Below are 26,283 nucleotides of genomic sequence, written 5' to 3'. Positions count from 1 at the left end.
CTTCCCCCATCGGCGGGGCTGTCGGCGTGTCGGCGGCCGCAGGCGCCGCTGTCGGCAGGATGTCGGTGGGCTGTCGGTGGATTGTCGGTGGCGGCTGGTCCCATGGTGGACATGACGCGAATCGACAAGAACCCCGGGAGCGGCGGCAACGCCGTCGAGGTGCGGGGGCTGGTCAAGCACTACGGCTCGACCAAGGCTCTGGACGGCGTGGACCTCGATGTGCGCGAGGGCACCGTCCTCGGTGTGCTCGGCCCCAACGGCGCCGGCAAGACCACCCTCGTACGCTGCCTGTCCACGCTGATCGTTCCCGATGCCGGACACGCCACCGTGGCGGGCTACGACGTGGTGAAGCAGCCGCGGCAGCTGCGCCGCGTCATCGGCCTGACCGGCCAGTACGCCTCGGTCGACGAGAAGCTCTCCGGCTGGGAGAACCTCTACATGATCGGGCGCCTCCTCGACCTGCCCCGCACGACCGCGCGGGCCCGCGCCGACGAGCTGCTGGAGCGGTTCTCGCTCGCCGAAGCCGCCAAGCGGCCCGCGATGAACTACTCCGGGGGCATGCGGCGCCGGCTCGACCTGGCCGCCTCGATGATCGGCAGCCCGGCCGTGCTGTATCTGGACGAGCCGACGACGGGGCTCGACCCCCGGACCCGTAACGAGGTCTGGGACGAGGTGCAGCGGATGGTCGCGGAGGGGGCGACCGTGCTGCTCACCACCCAGTACATGGAAGAGGCCGAGCAGCTCGCCAACGAGCTCACCGTCATCGACAAGGGCAGGATCATCGCCAGCGGCGGGGTCGACGAGCTCAAGGCGAAGGTCGGCGGCCGCACCCTGCAGATCCGGCCCACGGACCCGGGCCAACTGCCCGCCATGGCCCGGGCGCTCGCCGAGGCCGGTCTCGACGGGGTCGCTGGTTCACAGGCCGTCCCGGACGAGGGCATGTTGTACGTGCCGATCCTCAGCGACGACCAACTGACCGCGGTCATCGGCCTGTTCGCCGACCGCGGTCTCTCCATCGCGCACATCGCCACCGCGTTGCCCAGCCTGGACGAGGTATTCCTGGCCATCACCGGTGAGAAGACCTCGCCGTCCGTGACCGACACGATGCCCGAGGAGGTCCCGGCATGAGCACGGCGACTCTGACCCCCGACGCCCCGACCGGCTCCGCCCCGGCGAAGGTCCTCCACGACGAGGGCCGGATCGGGCTGCGCAGCAATCTGCGGCACATCGGCGCGCTGGTGCGGCGCAATCTGCTCCAGATCAAGCAGGACCCGGAGTCGATGTTCGACGCGCTCCTGATGCCGATCGTCTTCACGCTGCTGTTCGTGTACGTCTTCGGCGGCTCCGTCGGCGCGAGCCTGGGCGGGGACCGGCAGACGTACATCAACTACGTGATCCCCGGGCTGATGGCGATGATGGGCATGAACATCGCCATGGCGGTCGGCACCGGTGTCAATGACGACTTCCGCAAGGGCGTCATGGACCGGTTCCGGACGATGCCGATCGCCCGTTCCTCGGTCCTCATCGCGAAGATCGTGGTCGAGCTCGGCCGGATGATGGTCGCCACGGTGATCCTGCTGGGCATGGGCTTCCTGATCGGCATGCAGCTCAAGACCTCGGTGTTCGGTCTGCTCGCGGCTGTCGGTCTCTCGGCGGCGTTCGGCGTCGCCATCATGTGGATCTTCATGCTGCTGGGGCTGTCCCTGAAGACGGCCCAGGCGGTTCAGGGAATGGGGTTCCTGGTGATGATGCCCCTGCAGTTCGGTTCCTCGATCTTCGCGCCGCCGACGACGATGCCCGGCTGGCTCCGGTCGTTCACCGACTACAACCCGCTGTCCAATCTCGCGGACGCGGCGCGCGGGCTGATGCTCGGCGGTCCGGTGGCGCACTCGGTGTGGCTGACGCTCGGCTGGGCCGCGGCCATCACCCTGGTGACGGCGCCGCTCGCGGTCGCCAAGTTCCGCAAGAAGACCTGACGCGCCCGTCCGGTTCACTCCCGGTACGCGTCGACCAGGGCGACGGCCTCCTCCAGTGCGAGGCCGTCGCCCTCGGCGTATGCGGAGTCGTACGCGGCCTCGCCGAGGACCGCCGAGGCCAGGGCCTTTGCCCGCGCCAGGTTGTCCCGCTCCATCGACGTCGGCACATGTCCGGCCGGCAGCAGTCGCGAGCCCGCGCCCAGCAGCCGTGCGGCGAGCCCGGCCGCCCGCTCGTCGCCGAGTCCGGCCAGGGCCCTGGCCACGGTGACGAGATGGATGACGGTCATCTGCGGCGCGACCATCTGCGAGAGCGGGTCCCCGGACCGGGCCAGCGCCGTCCTGCCGCGGGCCAGCGCGTCGGCGTACAGCCCCTCCTGGTTGTCCAGCCAGGCCAGCCCTCCCAGTACGAAGCCATCGAAGATGGCCATGGTCTCCGAGCGGAAGTGGTCGCGCAGGGTGAGCATCTGCTCGCGGGCCTCGGCCGTCCGGCCGGAGCGGCCCAGCCACATGGCGAGAAGGAGATGGGCGGCGGGCATCGCCTCGTGGCCCGCCTGTGGACCCTGGGAGAGCACGTCCCGCAGGATCCGTTCGCCCTCCGCGCCGCGGTCGAGCTCGGTGAGCACCGAGGCGTAGCGGGAACGGAGCACCGCCACCTGGGACTGCGCGCCGAGCTTCTCGGCGTAGCCGATCGCGGCCAGGAAGTCCTCGGCCGCGCGGGCGTATTCGCCGCACCGCTCGTTCGCCTCGCCCCGCGAGGAGAGTGATTCGGCGACGCCCCAGTCGTCGCCGAGCCGGCTGAAGATCTCCAGGCTCTCGTCGGCGTCGATGCGCGCCTCGTCCGACCAACTGGGGCGGTTGGCCAGCACATTGGCGCGCATCTGGAGCGCGGCGGCCAGTTCCCAGTCGTAGCCCAGCTCGCGGCAGGAGCGGACCGTCTCGTCCAGCAGCTCGCGCAGCTCGCCCATGTCCCCGGTGAGCATGACCGCGAAGAACCAGAGTGATGCCGGAGCGCGGCAGGTCTGCGGCTGGCCCGCGTGGTACGTGTCGGCGATGACACGGAGCCGCGCCATGCTCGCCTCGTTGGTCCATTCGTCCCTGGCGTGGTCCATGCTGACCAGCTGGACCAGCGCCACCTCGCGCCTGGCTTCCTGGAGCAGGTCCGGCGACATGGGCGGCGGCGCATCGGTGCAGCGTTCGTGGATCGACGGTGCGGGGGTGGCGGGTGAGGTGAAGGGGTCGGGGCCGAGCGCGGCGGCGGCGTCCGCCCACTGCAGGGCGTCCGCCCGCAGGTCGCGCACCTGCCAGTACCAGGAGAGCGAGAGCACCATGCAGAGCGCTTCCTGCTCGTCGCGGGTGGCGACGGCGTGGCGCAGCGCGGTGCGCAGATTCTCGTACTCGCGCTGCAGGAGGTCGATGGCGGCCCGCTGTCCGGCGCCCCGGAGTTCGGGGTCGGTGGTACGGGCCAGTTCCCGGAAGTGCACCAGGTGGTGCCGCTCCACGGTGGTCCGCTCCCCGGCCTCGTCGAGCCGCTCGGCGGCGTACTCGCCGACGGTCTCCAGCAACCGGTAGCGCATTGCGCCGTCGTCGGCGGGTGCGGCGACGACGAGGGACTTGTCGACGAGTGAGCCGAGCAGTCCGGCGACCTCGCGCGCGTCCTGCGGCCGGTCCGCGCAGACCGCTTCGGCCGCGGTGAGCGTGCAGCCGCCGGCGAAGACCGACAGCCTGCGCAGGACGGCGCGTTCGGATGGGTCGAGGAGATCCCAGGACCAGTCGACGACGGCACGCAGCGTCTGCTGGCGCGGCAGCACGGTACGGGCCCCGCTGGTCAGCAGGCGGAACCGGTCGTCGAGCCGGTCGGCGATCTGGCGCGGGCTGAGCATACGCAGCCGGGCGGCGGCGAGTTCGATGGCGAGCGGCAGTCCGTCGAGCCGGCGGCAGATCTCGGCGGCGGCCGCCGCGGTCTCCTCGTCGGCGTCGGTCCGGAACCCCGGCTTCGCGGCGGCGCCGCGGTCGGCGAGCAGGCGCAGCGCCATCGGGTCGGGCAGCGGGTCGACGGGGCGGACGAACTCGCCGGGTACGCCGAGGGGTTCGCGGCTGGTCGCCAGGACGGTGAGGTCCGGGCAGTGGGCGAGCAGATGGTCGGCGAGCGCGGCGGCGGCCTCGATGACGTGCTCGCAGTTGTCGAGGAGGAGGAGCATGCGGCGCCGGGAGCAGTGCTCGGTGAGCCGGACGAGCGGGTCGCCCGCGCCGCGCTCGGCGGCCCGGAGCTCTTCGGCACCGGCGCCGCGCAGCACGGTCTCGCGGGCACCGAGCGCGGTCAGTACGGCTTCGGGCACGGTTTCCGGGTCGTCGACGGGGGCGAGCTCGGCCAGCCAGACACCGTCCGGCCAGGCGGGCGCGACGGATTCGGCTGCCTCCTGGGAGAGCCGGGTCTTGCCCGCGCCGCCGGGCCCGAGAAGGGTGACGAGCCGGGCCTGCGCGAGGTCGTCACGGAGGGCGTCGATGTCGTCCTCACGCCCGACGAAGCTGGTGAGCCTGGCGCGCAGGTTGCCGTGGGCGTGGGAAGCGGGGGTGCGGGCCGGTTCCGTCACCGGGGCCTGTGCGGACGCCCGGCCCGGGGCAGGCGTCCGGTCCATGGCGTGGGCCGGCTCCTGTCCCGGCGTCCGATTCGGCGGTCTGCGCACCGGCTCCTGATTGAGCAACTCCGCGTGCAGTGCACGCAGTTCGGGGCCGGGGTCGGCGCCGAGGCGGTCGGCGAGCAGGGTGCGCACCTCCTCGTACGCCGCCAGTGCCTGCGCCGTACGTCCGGCGTCCCGCAGCGCCCGCAGACGCAGCGCCTGAAGGGGTTCGTCCATCGGGTGGTCCGCGCAGAGCGCGACCAGCTCGGGCAGGACCTCATCGGCCCGGCCCAGTGCCAGCGCCGCGGTCAGTCTGGCGCGGCGGGCGTCCAGGCGGCGGGCCGTCCAGCGGGCGGCTACGGCGCCCCGGTCCGGCAGATCGGCGAGAACCGGTCCGCGCCAGAGTGCGAGGGCGTCGTCGAGGACCGCCACGGCCTTCGCCGGATTGCCCTCCTCCAGTGCGCGCGTACCGTCCCCGGCGAGCCGCCCGAAGCGGTGCAGGTCGACCGCGTCCGGGTCGGCGGCGAGCCGGTAGCCGCTCTCCGCCGAGGTGATCGCCTCATGGCCGAGGGCGCGGCGGAGCCGGCCGACGAGCGCCTGCAGGGCACCGACCGCGTCGGCGGGCGGATCGCCGTCCCACACCTCGTCGACGAGCACGGTGGCCGGGACCGTACGGCCGGGGCGCAGCGCGAGAACGGTCAGCAGGGCGCGCAGCCGCGCCCCACCGATGACGACGGCCGTGCCGTCGTCGTGGAGTGCCTGTGTGGTGCCGAGGATGCTGTAGCGCACGCGCCTATTCTCCTTGACTGCTCCCCTGTCCGAAGGGAGGTCTCGCTCCGCGGTGCGCGCAGTCCCTGTGATGCGCGGCCTGCTCGCCATGTCCCCTACCCTGTCCGGAACTACCGCGTCGGCGCGAGACGTTTCCTCCGTCCCACCGGTACGGTACGGGGCTCGTGCCCGCCCCGACACACTCCCCGCACCCAGCCACCTGGAGTCCGCTGATGACCACTGCAGCAGCCCGGAGCGACCGGCGGATCAGTCCGGTCTTTCTCGGGATCGTCGCCGTCATGGCGGTATCGGGCTGGGCGGTGTGGACGGCCTTCGGGTATCCCCCGGGGCTCGCGGTCTTCCTCTTCGTCACGGCGGCGTGGGTCGTCTCGCTCTGTCTGCACGAGTACGCGCACGCCCGCACCGCGCTGCACAGCGGGGACATCTCGATCGGGGAGAAGGGCTATCTCACGCTCAACCCGCTCGCCTACACGCACGCGCTGCTGAGCATCGTGCTGCCGGTGCTGTTCGTGATCATGGGTGGGATCGGTCTGCCCGGTGGCGCGGTCTTCATCGAGCGGGGCCGGATCAGCGGCCGCTGGAAGCACAGCCTGATTTCGGCGGCGGGCCCGCTGATGAACGTACTGTTCGCCTTCGTCTGCACGGCGCCGTTCTGGCTGCACGCCCTGGACGGGGTCCCGAGGGAGTTCCGGTACGCGCTGGCGTTCCTGGCACTGCTCCAGGTCACCGCGGCGATCCTGAACTTCCTGCCGGTCCCCGGCCTGGACGGGTACGGAGTCATCGAGCCCTGGTTGTCGTACCGGATCCGCCGCCAGATGGAGCCGTTCGCACAGTTCGGACTGATCGCGGTCTTCGGGGTGCTGTGGATCCCGGAGATCAACCACGTGTTCTTCGACGCGATCCACAGCCTGCTGCAGTCACTGGGCGTAAGTGAATTCAGGACGTACTGCGGACGCGACGCCTACCAGTTCTGGAGCACGGCGAATCCGGCCTGCGCCGTCGACAGGCTCTGAGCCGTCCAGCTCAACTGGGTTCTTCTGGCACGTTTCCAGCCGGGGTGCGGTTCACAGGTCAGGGTCGTACGGCGGAATGGTCCAGCGCAGTACCGCTTCGCCGGCGCGGGCTTCGAGGCTGGCGGGGTAGACCTGCCCGTATGCCCGCTCTCCGCGGTGGCGCATGGAGTGGTCCCCAGGATCCCAGCCGAGACCGAGCACTGAGCATCCGCCGAGGTCGATGACACCCGCCAGCAGTGGGTGGCTCCAGCCCGCTCGGTTGAAACGGTGGAAGTCCGTGTGGGCGTCGACGGAGACCATCAGCCCGTTGCCGGGTCCTTCCCGGGTCCAGGTCCGGAGCCGTTCGGCGACCGCTTCGGCCTCAGCCAGGGGGAGGTCGAGCCACCCGCGCGGCCCGTGTCCGCTGGGGTGCTGCGGGATGCGGTCACCGCCGAACTGCGCATGGACGGTGTCTGCGTACATGCCCCAGTAGGTGACGTCCGCCAGGCCGTCGGTGGACTGGCCGTCCAAGCCGATGAAGCCGTCCAGCGCCCGAGCGTCGCCGAGAACCATCCCGCATCGGTCGACCGGCAGGTCGCCGAGCTGCACGGGTTCGCCATCATCGTGGCCGGACCAGGACAGGCCGAGGTCGACCTCCAGGACGGCGACCGTCGGTCCGTCGAAGGGTGAGGCCGATGTCTGGGCCCGCACCCGCAGGGGCCGGTCCGCGGCGGCTTCCACGGCGATCGCCTCGCACATCCAAGCGGACGGCTCGCTGTCCTCGGGTCCGTGCAAGTGGCCGCCGCCGGTGGCTACTGCGGTCCGGGCCCACTCGGACAGCGGCCGGCCCACCTGCGGCCAGTAGTCGATCCAGCCCGCCATCCCCAGCACGAGCATCCCGGAGGGCGCGGTGACGGTACCAAGGTCGACATCGGTCTCAGTCATCTGCTGATTGAACAGGCACGGAACCGAAAGGATCAAGGTGCCGTCGCGTCCGAGGTACGCGTGGAGTGGTCCTGCGGGGTGCGCTGCTGCGGGAGGAGCGGGCCGAGGTGCAGGTGGCGGTTCATGTCCAGCTCGAACCTGCCGTAGGGGTTCACATGGGTCCAGAACAGCGGAGAGAGGCCGCGCCGGTCTGCCTCGGTGAGCTTGTCCGCCCACTTCGGCTCGGCCAGGACCTCTTGGACCAGGAGCGTGTTGACGTGGACCAGGGCCGACTGGAGGAGGTGGAGGGCGAGCATCGAGATCTCCTGGCCCTCCTTGTCCTTTCCGGTCAGTTCGCCGTCCTTGCCGTAGAACAGGTCGTGGTTCGCGCTGTTCCAGTTCTCGACCACCTGCAGGCCCTCGCCGATCGCCCGGCGCAGGTCGGCGTCGGCGAGGTAGTCGCAGATGAAGGCCGTGCGGACGGCCCGCCCCAGGCTCTGGAGCGCGTGGCCGCGCTCAACCGTGCCCACTCCGGCCTGGGTCCGATCGCCTACCAGGACTGAGACCACCGCCGCACGGCCCGCCAGGAGACACCAGCACCCCCGCCGGGTCACACTGGCAGTGCCGAGCGAATGAGGAGGTGAAGGGAATGAGCGTTGCTCTCGATGATCACATCGGGCCGTGGACCGTGGATGCCGTCCTGGCCCTGCCCGAGGACCGCACGGTCCGCTACGAGCTGCTGGGGGAGTCCCTGGTGATGTCCCCCGCCCCCGGCCTGCGTCACCAGCGTGCGTCGTACCGGCTCCACGTCGCCTTGGACGCAGCGGCCCGTGCCTCCGACGCACCGGTCGAAATCCTGGAGGCCATCAACGTGACCCTGCCGTCCGGTCTGGTGGTGCCGGACATCGTGGTCGCCGACGCAGGCGCGACCTCCGAGGACGCCGTCAGCATCGACGCCGACGCGGTACAGCTGGTGGTCGAGCTGGTCTCGCCCGGCAACAAGACGATGGACCGGAAGTTCAAGCCCGTGCTCTACGCCGAGGCCGCCATCCCGCACTACTGGCGCCTCGAGTTCGACCCGGCACCCCGGCTCATCATCACCGAGCTGCACAACGGCCGGTACATCGAGCAGACCACTGCCCTGGCGGGCGAGGTCACCCAGCTCGACTCCCCGTTCCCCTTCGCGATCGACCCGGCTGGCATCGCCCGGCAGTAACAGCCGCCACGTAGAGATCCCCCGGCAGGGAAAGTGCCGGGGGACCTCTATGCGCCCGAGCTTACGAGCCGCGTCTGGCAGGGTGCGCCTCGCGCTCCCTGTAGTTGTGTGTCGGTTATCGGTTGGAGCGGATGGCCGCAGCCGCGCCCCAGGCGGCTGCCCCAACGCTCCAAGCCGTCGCGCTGCCCGGCTGGCCCGTGAGCAGCAGTACGACACCCGTGATCAACGCGATGCTTCCGCCGGCGAAGAGCCCAATTCGCGTCGCCCTACGGATGATGCGAGGAATGGTGACTCGCCAGACACGCACCTTCCGCTCACGTGCCTCTCGGCGCAGCTTCCGGACTTCCTTTCTGTTGCATGCGAGTTCATGCTCTGCGGCCGCGAGGAGTGCGTCGAATGCGCTGTCCGACACGACGGAGTGCATCTGGCTCTCGGTCTGGCTGGGGGGCACGGTGTGCGTCCGCGGCGGTGCACTTCGGCGATGGACAACTCGGGCAACGAGACCACCGGGCCGTCAGTGCACAGGACCGCGTCCGTCAGCTCGAACAGGGCGTCCGCCCACAGCGTCAGGCATGAGGAGAACTCGCGGCGAAACCGGAACAACCTGGCCATGGCCTCGACGCGCGCAGCACCTTCTTGCAGACTGTCCATCACCGCCTTTGGGTTGATCGACTGTCGACTTCAGCGAGAAGACACGATCACCCAAAGGCCGCCCCACTGTCAGGCGAACGACGAACCCCACCAAGACATGATCTTGGTGGGGTTTAAAGCCAAGCTTAGCCCGCGGTCCCGGCGCGCTGCTTGCGCAGGTAGTACCACGCCATGTTGGACGAGAGCCCGGCCATCAGCACCCAGACGATCCCGAGCCAGCTGCCCTGGACGAAGGAGGCCACGGCCGCACCGACGGCGAGGACGCAGACGGCGAGGGCGTAGAGAGCGAGGCGGGGCATGGGGGGCAACTCCTGTCCGGGGCGGTGCACGGTCCCGTCCAGTGTCCCTCACGCCCCGTTCCGCTCTCCGCAGGGTGCGGCCGTGGGCGTCCGTCGGCTCAGACGTCGGTGGTACGCAGGCCCGCGTGCGCCTTGTAGCGGCGGTTGACCGAGATCAGGTTGGCGACGAGCGATTCGACCTGGTGGGCACCCCGCAGCCGGCCCGCGAAGATGCCGCGCATGCCGGGGATCCGGCCGGCGAGCGCCTGGACCAGGTCGGTGTCGGCGCGAGCTTCGCCCAGCACCAGCACATCGGTGTCGATCTCCTCGATCGCCTCGTCCTGGAGCAGTACCGCCGAGAGGTGGTGGAAGGCGGCGGTGACCCGGGAATCGGGCAGCAGCGCGGCGGCCTGCTCGGCGGCGCTGCCCTCCTCGGGCTTCAGGGCGTACGCGCCCTGCTTGTCGAAGCCGAGCGGGTTGACACAGTCGATGACGAGCTTCCCGGCGAGCTCCTCGCGCAGCGACTCCAGGGTCTTGGCGTGGCCGTCCCACGGCACGGCGACGATCACGACGTCGCTGCGCCGGGCGCAGTCGGCGTTGTCCGCGCCCTCGACGCCGAGGCCCAGCTCGCCGGCGGCGGCCCGGGCGCGGTCGGCGACGCGCGAACCGATGATCACCTTCTGCCCGGCGCGGGCGAACCGGTAGGCGAGCCCGCGGCCCTGCGGACCGGTGCCGCCGAGCACACCGACGGTCAACCCGGATACGTCGGGGAGGTCCCAGGGGTCCTTGGCGGGGGGCTTGGGCGCGCTGCCACTGGCGTTCGTAGTCATGGCGCCGACACTACTGCCCGCCCTGGCAGGGAAGGCCAGGTCGGCCTCCTGCGACATCCGTCACTCAGGCCCCGTTCGGCTGGTCCGGTGCCGTTCGCCGGTGCCGGGGCCTGACTCTGCGGCATGATGCCGGGCCATGGATGCCGTACGCGTCGCCCTGCTCCGAGAAGTGCTCGCCGGGACCGAGTGGCCCGCGGCGGCCCGGCGTTTCGCGGGGACGCTGCGCTCGTCCGTCGTTCCGCACGGCGGCGGGCTGCTGCTGGTGGGGACGGCGGCGTACGAGCCGTGGCACCTGGCGGCCCATCTCGTCGACGAGTCCACCTGGTCCGGGCTGCCGGAGCTGACTCCCACGCTTGTACGGCACCGGGTGGGACCGGGTGATCCGGCGCATCTGGCCGTGGGTCTGGGCCGGATCGAGGCGGCCGGGCGGGGCGAGACGCTGCTCCTGGTGGCCCCGGAGCGGCCCGGGGCCGGGCTGCTGGAGCGGGTGCACGCTGCGCGCCGGGCCGGGGCAACGGTGCTGTCGCTGGACGACGGCGACCCGGAGGTGGGAGGGCTGGCCCATGAGGCGCTCGCGGTGACCGGCGCCGACGATGTGGACCTGGACACCGTGCAGCATCTGGTGAGCGCGGCGGCCGGCGAGAACAGCGCCCCGGCGACGCGCCGTCGGCGCAGCTTCCGGGACCGGCTGTCCCGGCTCGCCGACCAGCTGACCGCGCCACCGCCACCGAGGTGGTGACCGGTTCAGGTACGGGCGGGCGCGATGGCGGGCTGGACGGGCACCCGCTCGGCGATCTGGTCGGGCGGGGTGGCGTGCGTGGCCTCGGTCGCACTGCTGGCGGCGGCGCTGCCGAAGCTGCTCACGTACGACTCCGGGACGGACGAGGACGCCGAACGGCGCGGCAGGCGAGAGCATCCGGTCTCCCGGCGTCCGGACAGTCAAGCCCCTCCGGCGCTTGAGAAACGGCGTCCGGGGCGGAGCCCCGGGACCGGGCCTACGCGTCGGCCTCCGGCGGCGTGGAGCGGTCGTGCCATTTGGGGTCGTTCTCCCACTCCAGGTTCCGCTCCTGCGCCGTCTCCATGGCGTGCCGAGCCTCCTCGGGCGTGGTGTACGGCCCGAACCGGTCCTTCGCCGGGCACTCCGGGCCTTCCTCGACCTTCTTGTGCTCCAGGCAGTAGTACCACTCGCCCGGCTTGCCGACCGTGCGCTTCTTGAACAGGGCCATCGTCGACTCCTTTCCTCGGGGCCATGCTGCCCCAAGCACGCTGGTTAGACTCGCTGATATGTCTGGCCAGTCGCTCCTCGTACCAGGGGAGATCACTCCCATCCGTTCCGTACCCGGAAACATCCGGCGCCCCGAGTACGTGGGCAAGCCCGCTCCCACGCCGTACGCCGGCCCGGAGATCCAGGACGCCGACACCGTCGAGCGCATGCGCATCGCGGGGCGGATCGCCGCGCAGGCGATGGCGGAGGCCGCGAAGCACATCGCCCCGGGTGTGACGACGGACGAACTCGACCGGGTCGCCCACGAGTTCATGTGCGATCACGGCGCCTATCCGTCGACGCTCGGCTACCGCGGCTTCCCCAAGTCGCTCTGCTCGTCGCTCAACGAGGTCATCTGCCACGGCATTCCGGACTCCACGGTGCTGCGCGACGGCGACATCGTGAACCTCGACGTCACCGCGTACATCAACGGTGTGCACGGCGACAACAACGCCACCTACCTCTGCGGCGATGTGGACGAGGAGTCCCGGCTGCTCGTGGAGCGCACCGAGGAGTCCCTGAACCGCGCCATCAAGGCGGTCCGCCCCGGGCGCCAGATCAATGTGATCGGGCGGGTCATCGAGTCGTACGCCAAGCGTTTCGGGTACGGCGTGGTCCGGGACTTCACCGGGCACGGGATCAATTCCTCGTTCCACTCCGGCCTGATCATTCCGCACTACGACAGCCCGCACGCGACCACCGTGATGCAGCCCGGCATGACGTTCACCATCGAGCCGATGCTGACGCTCGGGACGCACGAGTACGACATGTGGGACGACGGCTGGACCGTGGTGACGAAGGACCGCAAGCGCACCGCCCAGTTCGAGCACACGCTGGTGGTGACGGAGACGGGCGCGGAGATCCTCACCCTTCCGTAGCCCTCGTACGCGATCTTTCCCACCGGGCACGGGAGCGGAGCCGGGCGTACCGTTTTTACCGACAGGCCGTCGGGAAGTTGTTGACTCAGGTAAGACCGGCCCAAGTCCCGGCCAGGATCCGCCGGGCACTCAGAGGCCGCGGGTGGACAGCAGGACGCGGCCCCCGATCTCCACCGTGCCGTCCGGTGCGGGTGCGGTGAGGATCTGGGAGCCGCACCCCTGGGTGATGTTGAGGGCGCGGCCCAGCTGCGCGCTGAGCAGCAGCGCCGCGGCGCCCGTCGCCTCGTCCTCCACGATCCCCCCGGTGCAAGCCCCGGCTCCACCGGAGCGGCTGACGCCGCGCTCATCGATGCGCCGCGGGAACGCCCGCGCCCTGACCCGCCCCGCCGCCTCGTCCTCCCACGCCCAGACGTAGAGCCAGCCCTCCCCGGGCGGCGGTCCGGTCAGCGCCTCGACCTCGCTGACGGATGCGTAGCGCTCCAGCGTGCGCGGCGGCGCCCACTCGGGGCGTGCGGTGATCCAGGTGAACTCACCGTCCTGGCGGGCGAAGATCTCCCCGACCGGCAGTTCCAGAATCTCCAGATCGAGCAGCCATGCGGTGCCGACGAGCGGATGCCCGGCAAAGGGCAGCCGGAGTCCCGGCGTGTAGATGTCGATGTGCCCCCGCTCGGGGTCGTCGACGAACACGGTCTCACTGAAACCGAGCTGTCCGGCGAGCGCCTGCCGGGACGCCTCGTCGGGGTACGCACTCCCGTCGCGTACGACCCCGAGGGCGTTGCCGTGCCGGCCGTCGGGGCCGCAGAACACCCGCAGTACGTCGATGCCTGCGGGTACGTCGAAGTCATTCACGTGCGCATTCAAGCACCGCGCGGGCGCCGGTCGCGCCGCAGGACCGGACCGGCAGGTTGCCGGGCCGAGGCACCCGAGGAGCCCAAAGCTCCTGTGGAGTCCGGAGTTCGGCGGCCTTGCCGAGGGCGATCGCCCTCCGCGCCGTCCGGGGCGAACGGGCCCGGGTGCCGGCGCAGTGCGCCCCGCTGCTGCCCGACGAGCCGACCGCCGCCCTCGGCCTGCGCACCGAATCGGAACCCGGCCACTTGACCTTCACTTGACCTTCTCTTGGTTTTTCTATGGGTCGCTCGTGATCACCCCGTTCCCCCGCGACCCAAGTGAGAGCTGAATCACTGCGCGAGTGGGCATCAGTCAGGTAAGCCTCGGTTAAGTTAGGTTCGCCTCACCTGCCCTGCCTTTGTCCAGTTCCAGTCCTTCCTTTCAGCCTGTGTGGAGCCCGTATGCGAGCCGTTCGTCTCTCCGTAGTCACCGCTGCCGCCACCGTGGCAGCCCTGACCGCCGTCACGGGCTGCGCCGAGAAGAGTGACGGCAAGGGCGAGGGCGCTCTGAGCGTCGTCGCGAAGGACGACTCCTGCACGGTGTCCAAGAAGAAGCTCCCGGCCGGCCACGTCGAACTGGCCGTCGAGAACAAGGGCTCCAAGGTCACCGAGGTCTACCTGCTCTTCCCGGATTCCCGCATCGCCGCCGAGCGCGAGAACATAGGCCCCGGCACCAAGGCCACCATCACGGCCGAGGTCAAGACCGGCTCCTACGACATCGTCTGCAAGCCCGGCATGAAGGGCGCCGGCTACCGGCAGAAGATCGAGATCACCGGCGGCACCGCGGCCAAGCGCAGCCCGGAGATGGACAAGGCCGTCGCCGAGTTCCGCACCTATGTGCAGGTGCAGGCCGACGAGACCCTGCCGAAGGCCAAGGTCTTCACGGACGCCGTCGCCGCCGGTGACGTCGAGGCCGCGAAGAAGGCGTACGCCGAATCCCGCATCGGCTGGGAACGCACCGAGCCCGTCGCCGAGTCCTTCGGTGACATCGACCCGAAGGTCGACCTCCGCGAGGACGGCCTGGAGGCCGGCCAGAAGTGGACCGGCTGGCACCGGCTGGAAAAGGCGCTGTGGCACGACAAGAAGCTCGGCGCCGAGGAGAAGGCTCTCGCCCCGGTCCTCTACAAGGACCTGCTCGACTGGCAGAAGCGGGTCGGCACGGCGGAGATCACCCCGACCTCGATGGCCAACGGCGCCAAGGAGCTCCTCGACGAGGTAGCCACCGGCAAGGTCACCGGTGAGGAGGAGCGCTACAGCCACACCGACCTGATCGACTTCAAGGGCAATGTCGAAGGTGCGCAGAAGTCGTACGAGCTGCTGAAGCCGATCGCGTCGAAGAACGACCCGGCACTGACCGCCTCCCTGGACAAGCAGTTCGCATCGTTGAACACGCTGTTGGACAAGTACCGCGCGGACAAGACCTCCTACGAGTTCACCTCGTACGAGAAGGTCGGCAAGGCGGACCGCAAGGAACTGTCGGACGCCGTCAACGCCCTGGCCGAGCCGCTGTCGCAGCTCGCTGCCGCGGTGACGAAGTAACGAGCGGGGAGGCTTCGCGCATGTCCGAGGAGACACAGAACACCGTCGACGGCGAAGAGACCGCTGCCGCGGCCGGCGGACGTGCCCCGTCCCGCCGCGCCCTGCTCGGCTGGGGCGGTGCCGGGCTGGCGCTCGGCGCGGTCGCGGCCGGTGGCGCGGTCGCCGCGGTGCGTACGGGCGACGACACGGTGCCGGCCGCGGACAGCGGCGCCGCGGTGCCGTTCCACGGTGTGCACCAGGCCGGTATCGCCACCGCCGTCCAGGACAGGCTGCACTTCGCCGCGTTCGACGTGACGACGAAGGACCGGGCCGAGCTGATCGCGCTGCTCAAGGAGTGGACGCGGGCGGCCGAGCGGATGACGGCCGGTCATGCGGTCGGCGACGGGGCGTACGGTGGCCTCGCCGAAGCACCGCCGGACGACACGGGCGAGGCGCTGGGGCTCAAGCCGTCCCGGCTCACCCTCACCATAGGCTTCGGTCCCTCGCTGTTCGCCAAGGGGCGGTTCGGTCTTGAGGACCGGCGCCCGGAGGCGCTCGTCGATCTGCCGAAGTTCCCCCGCGACAATCTCGAGACGGTCCGCAGCGGCGGCGACCTGTGCATCCAGGCATGCGCGGACGACCCGCAGGTCGCGGTGCACGCCATCCGCAACCTCGCCAGAATCGGCATGGGCCGCACCGCGATCCGCTGGTCGCAGCTGGGCTTCGGCAAGACGTCCTCGACGACGCCCGACGCCCAGACCCCGCGCAACATGATGGGCTTCAAGGACGGCACCCGGAACATCTCCGGCACCGACACCGCGGCCCTGGACAAGCATGTGTGGGTCGGCGAGAAGGACAAGACGGGCTGGATGACCGGGGGTTCGTACCTGGTGGCCCGGCGCATCCGCATGCACATCGAGACCTGGGACCGGGCCGGGCTCCAGGAGCAGGAGGACGTCTTCGGCCGGGACAAGGGCGAGGGCGCCCCGGTGGGCAAGGCGAAGGAACGCGACGAGCCGTTCCTGAAGGCGATGCTGCCGACCGCACATGTGCGGCTCGCCCACCCGGACAGCAACGACGGTGCGACGATCCTGCGCCGCGGCTACTCCTTCACGGACGGTACGGACGGTCTGGGCCGGCTCGACGCCGGGCTGTTCTTCCTCGCCTACCAGCGCGATGTCCGTAAGGCGTTCATCCCGCTGCAGCGCCGCCTCGCGGCACATGACGCACTCAACGAGTACATCCAGCACGTGGGTTCGGCGCACTTCGCCGTCCCGCCGGGCGTCCGCGACAAGGACGACTGGTGGGGCCGGGCGCTGTTCTCGTAACGGGACTCGAAGCAGACAAAGGAGAACCGAAACGTGTTCAGCAACTTCCTGATCGGCCTGCGCGAAGGCCTTGAGGCGAGCCTGGTCGTCTGTATCCTCATCGCCTATCTGGTGAAGACCGGCAACAAGAGCAAACTGCTGCCGATCTGGATCGGTGTCGGCATCGCGGTCGTCGTCAGCCTGGCGTTCGGCGCCGGTCTCGAATTCGGCTCGCAGGAGATGACGTTCAAGGCGCAGGAGGCGCTCGGCGGTTCGCTGTCGGTCATCTCCGTGGGTCTGGTCACCTGGATGGTGTTCTGGATGCGGCGCACCGCGCGGCATCTGAAGAAAGAGCTGCACGGCAAGCTGGACGCGGCGCTCGCGATGGGCACCGGGGCGCTCGTCGCGACGGCGCTGCTCGCGGTCGGCCGGGAGGGGCTCGAGACCTCGCTGTTCGTCTGGCGCGCGGTGCACGCCGCGGGCGACGGCTGGCACCCGATGATCGGCGCGTTCCTCGGGATCGCCGCCGCCGTGGTGCTGGGCTGGCTGTTCTACCGCGGTGCGCTGAAGATCAACCTGGCGAAGTTCTTCACCTGGACCGGCGGCATGCTGGTGGTCGTCGCGGCGGGTGTGCTCGCGTACGGCATCCACGACCTGCAGGAGGCCGAGTTCCTGGGCGGTATCCACAACCGGGCGTTCGACATCAGCGCCACGATTCCGCCGGACAGCTGGTACGGCACGCTGCTGAAGGGCACCTTCAACTTCCAGCCCGACCCGACCGTTCTTCAGGTCACGGTGTGGGCGCTGTATCTGATCCCCACGCTCGCACTCTTCCTGGCCCCGGTAGGGTTCGGACGGTCAGTGCGGGCGACGGATCAGAAGGCGCAGAAAGCAACGGATGAGAAGCCTGAGGCCGATTCGGCTGGCGACGGGGCTCGCGGCAGCGACAGTGCTGAGCATGACGGCGAGCGGGTGCGTGACGGTGCACGGCGAGCTGGAAGTCGTACCGGCGGCGACGAAGTCTGAGGCTGCGAAGGCCCTCGCGGACTTCACCACCGCTTACAACGCGGCGGACAAGGCTTACGATCCCGCGCTCGACGCGGACCGGGTGACCGGTTCGCTCGGCGCGATCAACCAGGCCGGCCTGAAGGCGCGGCAGAAGAACAACCCCGGCGGCAATGCCAACCACAGGCCGTTGGAGCTGACCGACGCCACCTATGTCATCCCGAAGAAGGCAGGCTGGCCGCGCTGGTTCGTCGCGGACACCGATTCGAACCGCGACCAGGACAGCGGGAAGCAGGACACCCGCTGGCTGATCGTCTTCCTGAGGTCCGGGCCCGACGCCGGGTGGCGGGCCGCCTATCTGTCGGTGGTGGCGCCTGCCGCGGTGCCCGCCTTCGCGAAGGACAGCGACGGGCGGGCCCGGCCGGTGGCCACGGACAGCAGTGAACTCTCCGTGGCGCCCAAGGACTTGGGCACCCAGTACACGGAGTATCTACAGAAGGGCACGCCGGACGTGTTCGCCCCCGGGGCCGCCACCTCGGGCTGGCGGGACGTGCGCAGGACCACCCGCCGGGCGGGCTTCTCGTACCAGTACATCGACCAGCCGCTGGACAGCGGTACGTTCGGTCCGCTCGGCCTGGAGACCGAGGACGGCGGGGCGCTGGTCTTCTTCAGCAGCAAGCACTTCGAGCAGCAGACCGCGGCGAAGGGGCTGCGTCCGCCGGTCAACGCGGATGTGCAGGCGTTGCTGACCGGTGAGGTGAAGACCACCCTCACCAAGGAGCGCATCTCCAGCGAGATGGTGTACGTCCCGAAGAAGGGCGCCGCGAACGGCGCCAAGGTGATCATGCTGAACCGGCTGCCGGGGCTCACGGCGGCGAAGGGCTCGTGACGCCGTAACGCTGTGGACCCGGGAGCCGTGCCCCGCGATCCGGTAGCCGTGAGCCGGGAGACGGGGGCGCAGGGCTCGTCAGGCCCCGCGCTCCGGCTTCAGCGGCCGAGCGGCCAGGCCACCGACCCGTGGTCGAGATCGCTCTGGTCCGCCGCATCGGCGTACTGCGCGCAGGCGTCGGTGAGCGTCTCCAGCAGCGTCAGCGGGTCCGGCAGCGGGTTCTCCGGCCCGCGGACCCAGTGCACGTCCAGCTCACCGGGGAGCAGGGCGGGCGGCAGGAGCACGTAGCTGCCGCGGCAGTGCCAGCGCAGTCCCGGATGCTCGTCCATGGTCTCGGGATGACAGTCCAGCTCGCAGGGCCACCACTCGTCCTCGTCCTCGGGGGTGCCGCGGGTGGCGGTGAAGAAGAGCATCCGGTCCTCGCCGGACACGGCCACCGGGCCGACGTCGATATCCGCGGCGATGAGCCGCTCCAGTGCCTGGCTGCCCGCAGTCAACGGCACGTCGAGGACGTCATGGATCATGCCGGTCGCGGTGATGAAGTTGGCCTGCGGCTGACTGCGGGCCCAGCGCTCGATCTGGGCGCGGTCGGTGGTGGACTGCGTCTGCCAGGCGAAGGAGACGGGGTGTCTCGCGGGAGTGGGACAGCCGATGCGTTCGCACGAACATCGGTAGCCGATCGGGTGGGCGGCGGGCGCGATCGGCATTCCGGCTTCGGCGACGGCCAGGAGCAGCGCCTCCCGGGCGGTGTCGTCGACCGCGCGCTGCTGCGGTTTGGGTCGCCGGCGCAGCCATTGGGAAAACTTGCTCTCTGTGCCGCGAGAACGGCCGAAATCGGCGCCCATCAATCCCCTTACCTCAGCGTTGCCCCTGCCCCTATGGTCCCACCATCCTGCGCCCCGGGTGGCCAGAGTCCTGAAGCGGGGGCGCCGACCGATGCCCTGAGCAGGGCCCTTTGCGCTCTTTTGTCCGGAAATGATAGGCGTGGCTGTGCCCGGCTCGGTGTGACTGTGTGGCGCGGCATGACTCAGTGGAGGCCAGACCGTGCAGGTCGTGGTCGACGAGCGCGTCCGCGTACGCGTGGGTGAGCAGCGCTCGCTGCGGCGGCCGGGGCCGGGCGGCCTGTTCTCTGCCATGCCCGTCACGGCAGGAGCGGAGCAAGGCGAGACGTACCGTCTCCGCACCGCTCCGTAGACGTTACGGAGCATCCCGCAGAACCACCCGATCGGTTCACTGCGCGGTAGCTCCGAACGGCGCACCATGAGCTCACGCACAGACCCGTGCGAGCCCCGGCACCCTGCAGGCAACCCCTGCCGTCCGTGAGGAGCCCTCATTGCCTCGTGAAGCCACACCCTCATCGCTTCGTGAAGCCGCCGTCCCCCTGCCCCGCGAAGCCACTGCTCCGGCGCCCCGTGCAGCCACGCCGCGCCGCTACCTGATGTGCGCCCCGGCCCACTTCAAGGTCACCTACTCCATCAACCCGTGGATGGACCCGACCAAGCCGGTCGATCTGCCGCTGGCGCAGGCCCAGTGGGAGGACCTGCGCGACCGCTACCGTGCGCTCGGCCACACCGTCGAGCTGCTCACCCCGCGCCCCGAGCTGCCCGACATGGTCTTCGCCGCGAATGGCGCCACCGTCGTCGACGGGCGGGTGCTGGGCGCCCGGTTCGCCTACCAGGAGCGGTACGCGGAGGCGGAGGCGCACCGGGACTGGTTCCGGGACCACGGCTTCACCGAGATCCATGAGCCGGACCACGTCAACGAGGGCGAGGGCGACTTCGCGGTCACCTCCTCGTACCTCCTGGCCGGGCGCGGCTTCCGGTCCAGTCCGCTCTCGCACGACGAGGCGCAGGAGTTCTTCGGCCGGCCGGTGATCGGCCTCGATCTGGTGGACCCGCGCTACTACCACCTGGACACGGCCCTCTGCGTGCTCGACGAGGCGGGCGACGAAATCATGTACTACCCGGGCGCGTTCTCGCCGGGCAGCCGGTCGGTGCTGCGGCGGCTCTTCCCCGACGCACTGATCGCCGAGGAGGCGGACGCCGCCGCGTTCGGCCTCAACTCGGTCAGCGACGGGCTCCACGTGCTGGTGCCGCAGGGCGCCGCGGGCCTCTTCGACCCGCTCCGGGCGCGCGGCTTCGAACCGGTCCCGATGGACCTGAGCGAGCTGCTCAAGGGCGGCGGCAGCGTGAAGTGCTGCACCCAGGAGCTGCGGAGCCAGGGGCACTAGTCACGCTCACCGTGGGGCGGCGGCCAGGCGTCGCCCCACGCGATGTCCCGGGCGGCCCGGTACAGCTCGCCGTGCCGCTTGGTGACCGTGGAGCGCTGCAGGGCCTCGTCGCGGGTGCACAGGTCCAGCAGCACCTGCCCCTTGCGGATCTGCGGCTTGCGGGTGACCCGGGCGCGTACCGGTTCGGTGGCGAAGCGGGTCGCCACGACATAGCTGAACTTCTCGTCCTCGTACGGCAGCGAGCCGCCCTTCACCTGCCGGTGCAGCGAGGAGCGGCTGACCCGGGCCGAGAAGTGGCACCAGTCGGCGCCCGGCTCGATGGGGCACGCGTCGCTGTGCGGGCACGGGGCGGCTACTGTCAGTCCGGCGGCGATCAGCCGGTCGCGGGCCTCGATGACGCGGGCGTAGCCGTCGGGGGTGCCCGGCTCGACGATCACGACGGCCTGTGCGGCGGCCGCCGCGGTGTCGACCAGCCCGGTGCGCGCCTGCGCCGTCAGTTCCTTGAGTACGTAGCTGATGGTCACCAGGTCCGTGGGGTCGAGCTCCAGTCCTGCACCGATCCGGGCCCGCCGCCACTCGGCGGTGCGCAGGGCCTCGATGCCGGAGGCCTCGGCGAGCTCGCGGCCGAGGGTGAGCGCGGGCTCGGCCCAGTCCAGGACGGTGGTCCGCTGGCCTTCCCAGGCCCCGGCGACGGCCCAGCTCGCCGCACCCGTGCCGCCGCCGATGTCGGTGTGCGTGGCGGGCGTCCACTCCGGAGCGGCCTCACGGAGCGCGGCGATGGCGGACCGTACCGCTTCGAAGGTCGCGGGCATGCGGTACGCGGCGTACGCGGCGACGTCCGAGCGGTCGCGGAGCACCGGGGCATCGGTGGGGGTGGTCCCCCGGTAGTTGGCGATGAGCCGGTCGACGGCCTGCGCGGCCTGCTTGGGCGGCAGCCCGTCGAGGAGTCCGGCCAGCGCCGTGCGCAGGGCTTCCGCGGTGGAGAGGGTGACGTTCACCGACGAATTGTAGGCGGATACGACGGGTTGTGCCCCGGCCGTTCCCCGGCCGGTGACTGTCCCGTCCTGCGCCCCGTCGCCCGGCACGGGACCCTCGCAATACAGCGCCGGATCCGAACTGCGGGTAAAACCTGGCCAGTTGCTACGCTGACCGGCGCGACGCCAGGATTGCTCATCGGAGGGGACCATGAGACAGAAGATCGTGCGCCTGACTCTGGTCGCCGGGGTGCTCGTACTCGCCCTGCTGCTTCTGCTGGCCACGTGCGGTGCCGGGGGCAGCCGGGACCGGAAGGGTGCCGACAAGCCGGCGAAACCGGTGCCGACGCCCACGGGTCCGGGCCCGGCGACGCAGCTCACGGTTCCTCCCGCGTACACCACGCAAAGCGGCTGGGAGCTCGTCAACATCTCCCCCGACTACGCGATCTCCAGGACGACGGGACGCCTCGGCTATCTGCTGCGGGTCGCCGACAGCCAGTACCGGCTGGAGACCATCGACTCGGAGACCGGAAGGGCTGGCTGGAAGGGCGGGAACTGGCGGCCGCCGGCCTCGAAGCACTCCCCGAAGCTGCTCCTGGTCACCAAGAACGACCTGGAGTACTTCGTCACCTGGACGTACGGAAAGGTCGGCGTGAACGCGCTGACCCCGGCCGACACGATCGTCTCCCTCGATGTGTACGACGTGAAGGACGGCGCCCGGCGGCGCATCGAGGTGCCGTGGTCCTCCGCCCCGAGCGTGATCGCCTCCGGCCCCGACATCCTGATCAGCGACGGTCGGACGACCAGTGTGGTGGTCGACCCGGCGACCGGACAGATCTCGAAGATCGCTCCCTCTGCGCTGAAGTACCCGAAGGACTGCCCGTCCTGCAAGCAGCTCACCGAGGTGTTCGGACTGACGAAGAAGGGCCTGCTGGTGAGCGGGGCGCGGGAGTTCTGGGTGCAGGGCGGCTGGTTCAGCCGGAACGTCGCCCCGAAGAACACCGACCGCACCAGCGGGATCCCGACGACCGTGGCCCCCGGCTGGGTGCTGGCCAAGTGGCAGCTCGCCAAGGGGCAGAAGCCGGCGCAGACCCATGACCTGTGGGCGGTGCACGACGCGGAGACGGGGAAACCGGTGGCCACGGTGGAGTGCAACAAGGTGGCCATCAAACCGGGCCAGTACCCGCAGGCCGTCATGTCGCCCTCGGGGGGCTATCTGGTGGCCGGCAATCTCGCCTTCGACCTGACAGCGAAGAAGGGTTTCTGCCTGGAGGCACCGGACGGTTCGAAGCGGCTGACGCTGGCCTCCGTCACGGACGAGGGCATCGCGTACGGCGCGACGAACGTGCGCAACGCGACGGACGCCCTGAACGGCGGCGGCCGCCCGGTCGCCGTCGAGGTCGTCACGGGGACCCCGGAGGGGCTGCCGTCCAATGTGCGGCTGCCGGGCGCGGAGGCGGAGGCAGGCGTCGGCGTGTTCCGGTGGACGGACGAGCTGGACCGGCTGCATCTGCTCGGCTACCCGCGCGCGCCCCGCTAGGCCCCGTCCGTGATCCGCGGACACTCCGGGTCGTTCCCGAGCTTCTACGACTGCCGTTGCCAGGGTCGGCACAGGCCCAGGAAGCAGGCCATCGCGCCGACTGCGCACACCACCTGGACGACCGCCATCGGGACGGCCGTCCCCTCCCCCGCGATCCCGACGAGCGGTGAGGCGGCGGCTCCGATCAGGAACGACGACGTACCGAGCAGCGCCGAGGCGGAACCCGCTGCGTGCTTGGTCCGCATCAGCGCCTGGGCGTTGGTGTTCGGCATCGCGAGCCCCATCGCCGACATCAGGACGAAGAGGCCGGCGGCGACCGGCACCAGACCGACCTCGCCGAAGACACCGGACGTCATCAGCAGCAGTGCGACCGCGGCGAGGACGATGACGCCGAGCCCGAAGCCGAGCGCCTTGTCCAGGCTGATCCGGCCCACCAGCAGCTTGCCGTTGATCTGGCCGACGGTGATCAGGCCGATCGAGTTGATGCCGAAGAGCAGGCTGAAGGTCTGCGGCGAGGCACCGTAAATGGCCTGGACCACGAATGGCGAGGCGCTCACATACGCGAAGAGTGCGGCGAAGGCGAGGCTGCCCGCGATCATGTAGCCGGTGAAGACCCGGTCGCCGAGGAGCCCGCGCATGGTGCGCAGCGCGTCGCCGATCCCGCCGGTGTGCCGTTCCTCCGGCGGCAGCGTCTCGTGCAGCCACTTCCAGACGACGAGGGTGAGCACGACGCCGACGACGGTGAGGACCGCGAAGATGCCCCGCCAGTCGGTGAACCGCAGCACCTGTCCGCCGATCAGCGGCGCGACGATCGGTGCGACGCCGGAGATCAGCATCAGGGTGGAGAAGAACTTGGCCATCTCCACGCCGTCGTACATGTCACGGACGACGGCCCGGGCGATGACGATGCCGGCCGCGCCCGCCAGGCCCTGCAGGAGGCGGAACCCGATGAGGAGTTCCGCGGTGGGTGCGAAGACGCAGATCGCGGTGGCGAGTACGTAGACCACCATGCCGAGGAGCAGCGGCCGACGCCTGCCCCAGCGGTCGCTCATCGGTCCGACGACGACCTGGCCGAGCGCCATTCCGGCGAGGCAGGCGGTGAGGGTGAGCTGGACGGTGGCCGCGGGGGCGTGCAGGGCGTCGGTGACCGCCGGCAGAGCCGGCAGGTACATGTCCATGGAGAGCGGCGGGAGTGCGGTGAGACCGCCGAGGGCGAGGGTGACGAGGAGTGCGGTGCGGCGGGCCGCGGCGGTGGTGGCGGGCCCGACACCGGTGCTCGCGCCGGCCCCGGTCCCGGCTGTGGCACTCGATATGTCTGCGTGCTGGGCTCCGCTCACGCCGGTCTCCGGCATTCTCATCTCCAAATAGTTGAAACCGCCTCTATGCTCTCAGCTCAGCCGGAGTGGTCGAGACCTTTTCTTGGGAGCAGGCATGAGCAGAACCGTGCGTTGGGGCGTGCTGGCTACGGGTGGCATCGCCGCGACCTTCACCGCTGACCTGCAGGCGATGCCCGACACGGAAGTGGTCGCCGTGGCGTCCCGTACGGACACGTCGGCGAAGGCGTTCGCCGAACGGTTCGGCATACCGAAGGCGTACGGCAGCTGGGCCGGGCTCGCCGCCGACGACGAGGTCGACGTGGTGTACGTGGCCACGCCGCACTCCGCGCACCGGGAGGCCACCGCGCTCTGTCTGGAGGCCGGAAAGCACGTGCTGTGCGAGAAGGCGTTCACCCTCAATTCCCGGGAGGCGGAGGAGCTCGTGGCGCTCGCCCGGGACCGTGGCCTCTTCCTCATGGAGGCGATGTGGACGTACTGCAACCCGGTCGTCCGGCGGCTGACCGCACTGATCGCCGACGGCGCCATCGGCGACATCCGTACCGTGCAGGCCGACTTCGGGCTCGCGGGTCCGTTCGGCCCGGACCACCGGCTGCGGGACCGGGGGCTGGGCGGCGGCGCGCTGCTGGACCTCGGGGTGTACCCGGTGTCGTTCGCGCATCTGCTGCTGGGTGAGCCGGACCGTGTCCAGGCCGATGCGCTGCTCTCCCCCGAGGGCGTCGATCTGAACACCGGCATGCTGCTGGGCTGGGAGTCGGGGGCCACGGCGCTGCTGAGCTGTTCGGTCACCGCCGACACCCCGCAGACCGCGTCGGTCACGGGCACCAGGGGGCGGATCGACTTCCCGCGCGGTTTCTTCTACCCGGAGCGGTTCGTGCTGCACCGGGAGGGTCACGACCCGGAGGAGTTCACCGCGGGGGCCGCGGGCGACGGGCTCCGCGGGATGCAGTTCGAGCAGGCGGAGGTCCTGCGCGCGCTGCGAGCGGGTGAGACGGAGTCGCCGCTGGTGCCGCTGGACGGATCGCTGGCGGTGATGCGGACGCTCGATGCGGTACGTGACCGCATCGGCGTCCGCTACCCGGCGGACGACATCGGCTGACCGGGACGGAGGCAGGGCCTCACGCAGGCGTGAGGCCCTGCTCCCCCACCTCCGTGACGAACGATCCGGCGGTCGTGAGGGGCGCACCGGGCGTGATGCCGGCCGACACCGTGCGGTAGCCGGCGCGCGCCTGCTCCTGGCCCAGCGTGATGTACGCGCGGTACGCAGCGGCGCCGCGCGAGCCCGAACCGGCCGCCCTGCGGCGACTCTTGAGGCGAAAGGCGTACGCTGCGGCGTCATGAGCAACAAACGGTTGAACCCTGATGCGAGGACGGCCGTCGTCACGGGCGCCGGCTCCGGGATCGGCCGCGCTGTGGCTCTCGCTCTGACGGGGGCCGGCTGGTCGGTGGCGCTCGCCGGCCGCCGCCCCGAACCCCTCGCCGAGACCGTGGAACTGGCCGGGCCGGATGCCCGGGCGATCACCGTCCCCGCCGACGTCTCCCGCCCCGAGGACGTGGACGCGCTCTTCTCCTCCGTACGGGAGTGGACCGGCCGGGTCGACCTGCTGTTCAACAACGCGGGCACGTTCGGCCCGCGCTCCGTCCCGGTCGAGGAGCTCTCCTACGAGGACTGGCGCACGGTCGTCGATGTGAACCTGACAGGGGCCTTCCTGTGCGCGCAGGCGGCGTACCGGCAGATGAAGGAGCAGGACCCGCAGGGCGGCCGGATCATCAACAACGGCTCGGTCTCCGCACATGCGCCGCGCCCCCACTCAGTGGCGTACACGGCGACCAAGCACGCGATGACCGGGCTGACGAAGTCACTGTCGCTGGACGGCCGTCCGTACCGGATCGCCTGCGGCCAGATAGACATCGGGAACGCAGCCACGGAGATGACGGAGCGGATGCGGACGGGCATCCTCCAGGCCAACGGCGAACTGGCGGTGGAGCCGGTGATGGCAGCGGCGGACGTGGCCCGGACGGTGGTGCACATGGCGGAGCTGCCGCTGGAAGCCAACGTGCAGTTCGCGACGGTCCTGGCAACAACGATGCCGTACGTGGGCCGGGGCTGACGATTCCTTGCGCGCGCCGCCGATCGAGCCGAGCGGCACGCTCCTGGACTCCTGTTCCCGGACGAAGAGGGG

At 70.5% G+C, this 26,283-nt stretch carries 25 protein-coding genes and 1 pseudogene; 16 read left to right on the top strand and 10 right to left on the bottom strand.

Going from position 1 to position 26,283, the window contains the following annotated elements:
* The first annotated feature begins 102 nt into the window (after positions 1-102).
* Both OH809_RS30335 and OH809_RS30330 read left to right on the top strand, forming a co-directional pair.
* Positions 103-1,128 (top strand): ATP-binding cassette domain-containing protein, encoded by a 1,026-nt coding sequence (locus OH809_RS30335; protein ID WP_406515932.1) that lies wholly within the window; start codon positions 103-105, stop codon positions 1,126-1,128.
* The gene (locus OH809_RS30330) at positions 1,125-1,976 is read left to right on the top strand and encodes an ABC transporter permease (protein ID WP_406418878.1); all 852 of its coding nucleotides are present in this window, start codon (positions 1,125-1,127) and stop codon (positions 1,974-1,976) included. Before OH809_RS30335 ends, OH809_RS30330 begins: the two co-directional genes overlap by 4 nt.
* 14 nt (positions 1,977-1,990) lie before the next feature.
* On the opposite strand, the gene OH809_RS30325 is transcribed toward OH809_RS30330, so the two are convergent.
* Positions 1,991-5,383, bottom strand: a complete 3,393-nt coding sequence (locus tag OH809_RS30325) for an AfsR/SARP family transcriptional regulator (protein WP_406515931.1) — start codon at positions 5,381-5,383, stop codon at positions 1,991-1,993.
* A 212-nt stretch (positions 5,384-5,595) separates the two neighbouring features.
* Here OH809_RS30325 and OH809_RS30320 point away from each other — a divergent pair, with 212 nt between their 5' ends.
* Entirely contained in the window at positions 5,596-6,396 is an 801-nt protein-coding gene (locus tag OH809_RS30320) for a site-2 protease family protein (RefSeq protein ID WP_406418882.1), read from the top strand.
* Positions 6,397-6,447: 51 nt separating this feature from the next.
* On the opposite strand, the gene OH809_RS30315 is transcribed toward OH809_RS30320, so the two are convergent.
* Both OH809_RS30315 and OH809_RS30310 read right to left on the bottom strand, forming a co-directional pair.
* Entirely contained in the window at positions 6,448-7,320 is an 873-nt protein-coding gene (locus OH809_RS30315; protein ID WP_406515930.1) for a hypothetical protein, read from the bottom strand.
* Positions 7,321-7,352: 32 nt separating this feature from the next.
* Positions 7,353-7,829, bottom strand: coding sequence for a Tn3 family transposase (locus OH809_RS30310; RefSeq protein ID WP_406418885.1), 477 nt, complete (start codon positions 7,827-7,829; stop codon positions 7,353-7,355).
* A 119-nt stretch (positions 7,830-7,948) separates the two neighbouring features.
* Between OH809_RS30310 and OH809_RS30305 the strand changes: the two genes are divergently transcribed.
* Positions 7,949-8,515, top strand: coding sequence for a Uma2 family endonuclease (locus OH809_RS30305; protein WP_406515929.1), 567 nt, complete (start codon positions 7,949-7,951; stop codon positions 8,513-8,515).
* Positions 8,516-9,291: 776 nt separating this feature from the next.
* On the opposite strand, the gene OH809_RS30300 is transcribed toward OH809_RS30305, so the two are convergent.
* Both OH809_RS30300 and npdG read right to left on the bottom strand, forming a co-directional pair.
* Positions 9,292-9,465: a hypothetical protein gene (locus OH809_RS30300; RefSeq protein WP_266986310.1), complete on the bottom strand. Its 174-nt coding sequence runs from the start codon at positions 9,463-9,465 to the stop codon at positions 9,292-9,294.
* Positions 9,466-9,563: 98 nt separating this feature from the next.
* Complete coding sequence (npdG, locus tag OH809_RS30295; RefSeq protein ID WP_406515928.1) at positions 9,564-10,274, bottom strand: NADPH-dependent F420 reductase; 711 nt, start codon at positions 10,272-10,274, stop codon at positions 9,564-9,566.
* 136 nt (positions 10,275-10,410) lie between these two features.
* Here npdG and OH809_RS30290 point away from each other — a divergent pair, with 136 nt between their 5' ends.
* Both OH809_RS30290 and OH809_RS30285 read left to right on the top strand, forming a co-directional pair.
* A complete protein-coding gene (locus OH809_RS30290; RefSeq protein WP_406418891.1) occupies positions 10,411-11,013 on the top strand; it encodes a hypothetical protein in 603 nt (200 codons plus the stop codon).
* Between the two features lie 6 nt (positions 11,014-11,019).
* A pseudogene (locus OH809_RS30285) lies at positions 11,020-11,175 on the top strand (MFS transporter); the annotation flags it as partial.
* A 94-nt stretch (positions 11,176-11,269) separates the two neighbouring features.
* Here OH809_RS30285 and OH809_RS30280 read toward each other — a convergent pair.
* A complete protein-coding gene (locus tag OH809_RS30280) occupies positions 11,270-11,500 on the bottom strand; it encodes a hypothetical protein (protein ID WP_266990774.1) in 231 nt (76 codons plus the stop codon).
* 58 nt (positions 11,501-11,558) lie between these two features.
* Between OH809_RS30280 and map the strand changes: the two genes are divergently transcribed.
* A complete protein-coding gene (map, locus tag OH809_RS30275) occupies positions 11,559-12,416 on the top strand; it encodes a type I methionyl aminopeptidase (RefSeq protein WP_406418893.1) in 858 nt (285 codons plus the stop codon).
* A 129-nt stretch (positions 12,417-12,545) separates the two neighbouring features.
* Here map and OH809_RS30270 read toward each other — a convergent pair whose 3' ends face one another.
* Positions 12,546-13,265, bottom strand: coding sequence for a PhzF family phenazine biosynthesis protein (locus OH809_RS30270; RefSeq protein ID WP_406418895.1), 720 nt, complete (start codon positions 13,263-13,265; stop codon positions 12,546-12,548).
* A gap of 116 nt (positions 13,266-13,381) precedes the next feature.
* Here OH809_RS30270 and OH809_RS30265 point away from each other — a divergent pair, with 116 nt between their 5' ends.
* The 5 genes from OH809_RS30265 (at position 13,382) to OH809_RS30245 (ending at position 18,022) form a co-directional block, all read left to right on the top strand.
* Entirely contained in the window at positions 13,382-13,525 is a 144-nt protein-coding gene (locus OH809_RS30265; RefSeq protein WP_406515927.1) for a hypothetical protein, read from the top strand.
* A gap of 180 nt (positions 13,526-13,705) precedes the next feature.
* On the top strand, positions 13,706-14,842 hold the full coding sequence (gene efeO / locus OH809_RS30260) for an iron uptake system protein EfeO (RefSeq protein ID WP_406515926.1): 1,137 nt from the start codon (positions 13,706-13,708) through the stop codon (positions 14,840-14,842).
* A gap of 20 nt (positions 14,843-14,862) precedes the next feature.
* Complete coding sequence (efeB, locus tag OH809_RS30255; protein ID WP_406418901.1) at positions 14,863-16,149, top strand: iron uptake transporter deferrochelatase/peroxidase subunit; 1,287 nt, start codon at positions 14,863-14,865, stop codon at positions 16,147-16,149.
* Positions 16,150-16,182: 33 nt separating this feature from the next.
* On the top strand, positions 16,183-17,154 hold the full coding sequence (efeU, locus tag OH809_RS30250; RefSeq protein ID WP_406515925.1) for an iron uptake transporter permease EfeU: 972 nt from the start codon (positions 16,183-16,185) through the stop codon (positions 17,152-17,154).
* Positions 17,087-18,022, top strand: a complete 936-nt coding sequence (locus tag OH809_RS30245) for a hypothetical protein (RefSeq protein ID WP_406418905.1) — start codon at positions 17,087-17,089, stop codon at positions 18,020-18,022. The genes efeU and OH809_RS30245 overlap by 68 nt, the downstream gene beginning before the upstream one ends.
* 98 nt (positions 18,023-18,120) lie before the next feature.
* Here the strand turns inward: OH809_RS30245 and OH809_RS30240 are convergent, their stop codons facing one another.
* The gene (locus OH809_RS30240) at positions 18,121-18,867 is read right to left on the bottom strand and encodes a bifunctional DNA primase/polymerase (protein WP_406418907.1); all 747 of its coding nucleotides are present in this window, start codon (positions 18,865-18,867) and stop codon (positions 18,121-18,123) included.
* 536 nt (positions 18,868-19,403) lie between these two features.
* Here OH809_RS30240 and ddaH point away from each other — a divergent pair.
* Positions 19,404-20,252, top strand: a complete 849-nt coding sequence (gene ddaH / locus OH809_RS30235) for a dimethylargininase (RefSeq protein ID WP_406516298.1) — start codon at positions 19,404-19,406, stop codon at positions 20,250-20,252.
* Here the strand turns inward: ddaH and OH809_RS30230 are convergent.
* Positions 20,249-21,250: a small ribosomal subunit Rsm22 family protein gene (locus OH809_RS30230; protein WP_406515924.1), complete on the bottom strand. Its 1,002-nt coding sequence runs from the start codon at positions 21,248-21,250 to the stop codon at positions 20,249-20,251. The two genes, ddaH and OH809_RS30230, sit on opposite strands and share 4 nt — an antisense overlap.
* Positions 21,251-21,437: 187 nt before the next feature.
* On the opposite strand from OH809_RS30230, the gene OH809_RS30225 reads away from it, so the two are divergent.
* Positions 21,438-22,766, top strand: a complete 1,329-nt coding sequence (locus OH809_RS30225) for a hypothetical protein (RefSeq protein WP_406515923.1) — start codon at positions 21,438-21,440, stop codon at positions 22,764-22,766.
* 44 nt (positions 22,767-22,810) lie between these two features.
* On the opposite strand, the gene OH809_RS30220 is transcribed toward OH809_RS30225, so the two are convergent.
* Positions 22,811-24,118: a multidrug effflux MFS transporter gene (locus OH809_RS30220; protein ID WP_406418912.1), complete on the bottom strand. Its 1,308-nt coding sequence runs from the start codon at positions 24,116-24,118 to the stop codon at positions 22,811-22,813.
* 79 nt (positions 24,119-24,197) lie between these two features.
* Here OH809_RS30220 and OH809_RS30215 point away from each other — a divergent pair, with 79 nt between their 5' ends.
* Together OH809_RS30215 and OH809_RS30210 are read left to right on the top strand one after the other, a co-directional pair.
* Positions 24,198-25,199: a Gfo/Idh/MocA family protein gene (locus OH809_RS30215; protein WP_406418914.1), complete on the top strand. Its 1,002-nt coding sequence runs from the start codon at positions 24,198-24,200 to the stop codon at positions 25,197-25,199.
* 238 nt (positions 25,200-25,437) lie between these two features.
* Positions 25,438-26,211, top strand: a complete 774-nt coding sequence (locus tag OH809_RS30210) for an SDR family oxidoreductase (RefSeq protein ID WP_406418916.1) — start codon at positions 25,438-25,440, stop codon at positions 26,209-26,211.
* Positions 26,212-26,283 lie beyond the last annotated feature (72 nt).

Origin of the sequence: Streptomyces sp. NBC_00873 (genome assembly GCF_045207415.1) — a bacterium.
In the GTDB taxonomy this organism is placed as follows: Bacteria; Actinomycetota; Actinomycetes; order Streptomycetales; family Streptomycetaceae; genus Streptomyces.
This window is presented reverse-complemented; position numbering and strand designations above follow the sequence as displayed.

Bases quoted from the DNA above. Each gene is read 5' to 3' on its own strand.
- OH809_RS30210 (WP_406418916.1), top strand. From the start codon at position 25,438: ATGAGCAACAAACGGTTGAACCCTGATGCGAGGACGGCCGTCGTCACG.
- OH809_RS30280 (WP_266990774.1), bottom strand. From the start codon at position 11,500: ATGGCCCTGTTCAAGAAGCGCACGGTCGGCAAGCCGGGCGAGTGGTAC.
- efeO (WP_406515926.1), top strand. From the start codon at position 13,706: ATGCGAGCCGTTCGTCTCTCCGTAGTCACCGCTGCCGCCACCGTGGCA.
- OH809_RS30300 (WP_266986310.1), bottom strand. From the start codon at position 9,465: ATGCCCCGCCTCGCTCTCTACGCCCTCGCCGTCTGCGTCCTCGCCGTC.
- npdG (WP_406515928.1), bottom strand. From the start codon at position 10,274: ATGACTACGAACGCCAGTGGCAGCGCGCCCAAGCCCCCCGCCAAGGAC.
- map (WP_406418893.1), top strand. From the start codon at position 11,559: ATGTCTGGCCAGTCGCTCCTCGTACCAGGGGAGATCACTCCCATCCGT.
- OH809_RS30225 (WP_406515923.1), top strand. From the start codon at position 21,438: ATGAGACAGAAGATCGTGCGCCTGACTCTGGTCGCCGGGGTGCTCGTA.
- OH809_RS30245 (WP_406418905.1), top strand. From the start codon at position 17,087: ATGACGGCGAGCGGGTGCGTGACGGTGCACGGCGAGCTGGAAGTCGTA.
- OH809_RS30335 (WP_406515932.1), top strand. From the start codon at position 103: ATGGTGGACATGACGCGAATCGACAAGAACCCCGGGAGCGGCGGCAAC.
- OH809_RS30305 (WP_406515929.1), top strand. From the start codon at position 7,949: ATGAGCGTTGCTCTCGATGATCACATCGGGCCGTGGACCGTGGATGCC.
- OH809_RS30220 (WP_406418912.1), bottom strand. From the start codon at position 24,118: ATGCCGGAGACCGGCGTGAGCGGAGCCCAGCACGCAGACATATCGAGT.
- OH809_RS30215 (WP_406418914.1), top strand. From the start codon at position 24,198: ATGAGCAGAACCGTGCGTTGGGGCGTGCTGGCTACGGGTGGCATCGCC.
- efeB (WP_406418901.1), top strand. From the start codon at position 14,863: ATGTCCGAGGAGACACAGAACACCGTCGACGGCGAAGAGACCGCTGCC.
- OH809_RS30330 (WP_406418878.1), top strand. From the start codon at position 1,125: ATGAGCACGGCGACTCTGACCCCCGACGCCCCGACCGGCTCCGCCCCG.
- OH809_RS30320 (WP_406418882.1), top strand. From the start codon at position 5,596: ATGACCACTGCAGCAGCCCGGAGCGACCGGCGGATCAGTCCGGTCTTT.
- OH809_RS30315 (WP_406515930.1), bottom strand. From the start codon at position 7,320: ATGACTGAGACCGATGTCGACCTTGGTACCGTCACCGCGCCCTCCGGG.
- OH809_RS30290 (WP_406418891.1), top strand. From the start codon at position 10,411: ATGGATGCCGTACGCGTCGCCCTGCTCCGAGAAGTGCTCGCCGGGACC.
- OH809_RS30240 (WP_406418907.1), bottom strand. From the start codon at position 18,867: ATGGGCGCCGATTTCGGCCGTTCTCGCGGCACAGAGAGCAAGTTTTCC.